We start from the raw sequence: 3,975 nt of genomic DNA on the forward strand, positions 1-3,975 counted from the left end.
TGTGTGGAATGAGCGCGCATATAGAGGGGAAGTCTCGTAAACGCAAGCGAGCTACCGGAAAACGCCCTCACCTGCGGCGATCCGCGCACTTATGCATGTCGCCCAGAAGTGTTCGGCGGTTCTGGGACAACGACATGCATCAAAACTCCGTCAGCGTCGGGTCTTGCCGTTCGGCACTCTGACGCGGCGGAAGACGGCGACAATCTCCTCGCGACTGCATTCGACCGCGCCAAGCCGCACGGCGCGGTCGCGCTCAAAGCCGGTGATATCGTAATGCGGCGCCGAAGTCTTCGGCGGCCCCTGATAGGACGAGCGCTTGAGGCCGAGCTCGGCGGCAAAGCGGTGGAGCTCGTCGGTGTCGTCGGCGAGCAGATGGCACCAGCGATGGCCGGCCCATTTCCAGATCGCCGCATCGACATAGACAGCCATCGAGCTTGCCGCACTCCAACCGACATCGGCGGCCCGCTCACAATCACCCCGGGCCGACGCGAAGTCAGCGATGATAGAAGGGATTCGGATAGGAAATGAAGCCGCCGGCGGCTTCAAGTTTGGTCACGATCCTCGACACCGCTTCCTGCATCCTTGAGCGCAGCACGGCGAGCGCCTCTTCGACCGAACCATCATATGCATGAAGCGCCAACGGCTCGGGCACGCGGATGTGAGCGCAGCGCGGCCCGGCGGGCTGCGGAATGAAGCGGTTGATCGAATCGCGCAAAGCGCCTTTGCAATAGTCGTTGCGGATGCGCTTCAGATGCTCGGCGATCTCCTCCTGGGTTATCGTCTGATTGGCGAAGGCCCAGGAGCCGACGCGCTGGACGCGCTGGATCGTTTCCGCCAGTTTTCGCACGCGTTTTTGCTCATCCGCATCAGCCTTGCCCTCGCGCAGCCAGCGGCGTGAACGCCGCAGCAACTCGGCCAAATCGAGGTCGGGTTCGGCCGCAACGGCATCGGCGAGCCGCAGGCCAAGCTCGGCCAGCACCCTTTGCTGGCGGCTGGCAAAGGAAGCGCCCGCCTCTGCGATCAGGCCGCAGGCCTGCTCGTCGAGGGACAGCAGGCCTGAATAGATGCTGTAGACGCGCTCCGGCAGGGAGCCGGCTGCAACACTTTCCATTTTCAGCTTTTTCTCGACATAGGCGCATTCCCTGGCGAGCGGCCGCTCGACATTGCCGATGAAGGCGAGCTTCCAGACAACAGGAGCCACCCAGACCTTGAAATCCTTGTTGGTTTCGCGCCCGCGCTTCAGCGCCGCCAGCCCCATCTCCACCGCGCCGGGAAGCAGCGGCGCGACATGGTTGCCGTGCCAGCCGACGCTGCCTTCCGGATGAAGCAGCACGCCATGGCCTTTCAGCGCCCAATCGACCGAATGCGCCTTGGCGGCTTCGCTGTTGCCGGGAATCTGCGCGATCAGATTGTTGGCCAGCCAGAATTTCTGCATCAGCCGACCGAGCCCGTTCACCACCCCATGTGTTGCCCATGAGGCGGCAAGCGGGCTGACGCGCGAGACGATCTCCTTGTCGATCATCCAGTCGGTGAAGAATTCCGGATGGTTGGGCGTGATGAACGTCGCTTGGCCTTCGCCGCAGCAGGCGTGCAGCTTCTGCTGGTCGGCTACGGGAAAGTCGATGTGACGGATATTGGCGACGCCGCGCAGGCCGGCGAGCCGATTGAACGGCAACAGGTCGCGGAAGCCGGGAACCCCTCGCAACATGACGATGCGGTTGACGATCGTCATCACCTTGATCAGCGCCGGATTGGGTCGCGGCGCCACGAACACGTCGATCCTGCCCAAGCTTTTCCCCCGAAATGCCTACGGGATGCTGGAACGGGATTGCGGCGTCTTCAAGTCAGGCTCGGCGACGGATCGCCGTAGCGGTTAACCCGCCGCTATTTCGAGGCCGGACAGGGCTTGGCCTGATCGAACAGCGACAGGTTCACCAATTTGCCGGTCATTGAGAAGTCGCCATAATCCATGACGAGGTCGCGCGTGATGCCGTTCTCATGCAGTTTGAAGCTGATCCGGTACTCCGGCACCTCTTCGCCGCTTTTGTCGGTGTCGTCGAAATAGGCGATGTCGACCGGCCAGTATTTGTCGGTGGCAAGCTTGGCGAGCGCCGGCGCTTCCGGGTCCGCCTTGTCGGCGTCGGCTCTTTTGCCGACGACGACGGTGGTCGTCATTACCTTATTGGCATCCTCGGAGCCGTCGAACAGATTGGTCTGATAGAAGTTCTCTCCCTTCTCGGCCTTGCCGATCAGCTCCACGAGGTGCTGGGTGGGGAACTGCGTGGCGGCGAGCTCGAGCGTGTTCTTCTCGGGCTTGTCGATGTTGACTTTGAGGCCCTTCGGCTCCCTGGTCGCCATACCCTTGACTTCCTTGTCGAGGTTCTGGTCGACGAAGGACTTCGTCACGAAGGAGAAGGTCTTGCCTTCTGCGTCCTCAAACGTCGTCGTCTGCTGGTCGGTCAGCCTAGTGTTCTCGCTGGTGACGATCTGCGTGACGAAACGGAACTTCACCGTATAGCCCTCGCAGGGAGAGCCGTTGAACTCATAGACCATGCGGCCGGAGATGCCCGTGATGCCGGAGCGGTCGGACGCCTTGTTGAGGGTGAGATCATAGACGGCGCGGTGCGCCTGCAGCGCGGGCACGGCAAGGGCCGGAGCCATCGGGATGGCCGCCGACACGAGAGCGGTGGAAAGGAAAAGGCGCGTCAAGCGCATGCGGTGCTCCGATCGTCGCGGCCGATGGCAGGCCGCAGGGAAAGATGGTCCAGCTTAAAAAAAGTCGTGGCGGAAGCGAGGCAAAAATAGCAATTTCGGCCCCGCCAACGCGGCGCCTTCCAGCAATAGGGAAAACCAATGAGCGAAACAATCGAAAAGCGGCTAAGCGATCTCGGCGTCGCCATTCCGGCCGCAGCAGCGCCGGCCGCCAACTACGTGCCCTACTGCCGGACCGGCAACACCCTCTTCACCGCCGGGCAGCTGCCGCTGAAGGACGGCAAGCTGCAGGCAAGCGGGCTGCTTGGCCGCGACATCGATACCGCCGCCGGCAAGGAGGGCGCAAAATTCTGCGCCATCAACATCCTGGCGCAGGCCAAGGCAGCACTTGGCGATCTCGAAAAAATCCGCCGGCTGGTCAAGATCACGGTCTTCGTCGCCTCGGCGCCGGACTTCGTCGAGCAGCATCTGGTCGCCAACGGCGCCTCCGACTTCCTCGTCGCGGTCCTCGGCGAACGTGGCAAGCACGCTCGCTCCGCCGTCGGCACTGCGTCGCTCCCGCTCAATGCCGCGGTCGAGATCGAAGCGATCTTCGAAGTCGAGTAAAACGAGCCTGACATGACCGACCTTTCCTGGTTGATTGCCCGCCCCGTCGCGCATCGCGGCTTCCACGACATGAACAAGACACGCTGGGAGAATACGATGTCGGCCTTCGCCGCGGCAGCCGACCGCGGTTACGCGATCGAATGCGACGTGCATATCTCGTCCGACGGCGTTCCCGTCATCATCCACGACTGCGACCTGAAACGACTGACAGGCGAGGATGGCTTCGTCTGGCAACGCACCGCGGCCGAGCTCACCGCGCTCAAGGTGGGCGGCACGAAAGATCATGTGCCGACGTTGCAGGAGGGGCTCGACCTGATCGACGGACGCGTGCCGCTGGTGGTCGAGCTGAAAGGTGTTCCCGGCCACGACAAAGGATTGGTCGCGAGCGTCGGCAGGCTGCTCAAGCGCTACACTGGCAAGGTGGCGATCATGTCGTTTGACCATTGGCTGATCCGCGACTTCGCCAAGGAGGCGCCGGGCATTCCCGGCGGGCTCACCGCCTACGGCAAGGACGACCAGCTGATCGAGGCGCATTTTGCCATGCTGGCGCACAACCTCGCCTTCACCTCTTACGCCGCCGGCGATCTGCCGAACCCGTTCGTCAGCTTCGTGCGCGAAAAGCTCAAGATGCCGGTCATCACCTGGACCGTGCACGAC

The 3,975-nt window shown here is 62.7% G+C and carries 5 protein-coding genes; 2 read left to right on the forward strand and 3 right to left on the reverse strand.

From position 1 onward, the window contains the following. Positions 1 to 150 precede the first annotated feature (150 nt). From EOA60_RS22335 to EOA60_RS22345, 3 genes are all read right to left on the reverse strand, one after another. Positions 151 to 429: a DUF4031 domain-containing protein gene (locus EOA60_RS22335; RefSeq protein ID WP_067319872.1), complete on the reverse strand. Its 279-nt coding sequence runs from the start codon at positions 427 to 429 to the stop codon at positions 151 to 153. A 64-nt stretch (positions 430 to 493) separates the two neighbouring features. After that, complete coding sequence (locus tag EOA60_RS22340) at positions 494 to 1,789, reverse strand: hypothetical protein (RefSeq protein WP_095825366.1); 1,296 nt, start codon at positions 1,787 to 1,789, stop codon at positions 494 to 496. 95 nt (positions 1,790 to 1,884) lie between these two features. Then, a complete protein-coding gene (locus tag EOA60_RS22345) occupies positions 1,885 to 2,715 on the reverse strand; it encodes a cell envelope integrity EipB family protein (protein ID WP_095800769.1) in 831 nt (276 codons plus the stop codon). A 138-nt stretch (positions 2,716 to 2,853) separates the two neighbouring features. On the opposite strand from EOA60_RS22345, the gene EOA60_RS22350 reads away from it, so the two are divergent. Both EOA60_RS22350 and EOA60_RS22355 read left to right on the forward strand, forming a co-directional pair. Then, positions 2,854 to 3,318 (forward strand): RidA family protein, encoded by a 465-nt coding sequence (locus EOA60_RS22350; RefSeq protein ID WP_066992618.1) that lies wholly within the window; start codon positions 2,854 to 2,856, stop codon positions 3,316 to 3,318. 12 nt (positions 3,319 to 3,330) lie between these two features. Next, a partial coding sequence (locus tag EOA60_RS22355) for a glycerophosphodiester phosphodiesterase (RefSeq protein WP_128311906.1) occupies positions 3,331 to 3,975 on the forward strand: 645 nt, incomplete at its 3' end.

The organism is Mesorhizobium sp. M1A.F.Ca.IN.020.06.1.1 (assembly GCF_004023265.1).
Taxonomy (GTDB): domain Bacteria; phylum Pseudomonadota; class Alphaproteobacteria; order Rhizobiales; family Rhizobiaceae; genus Mesorhizobium.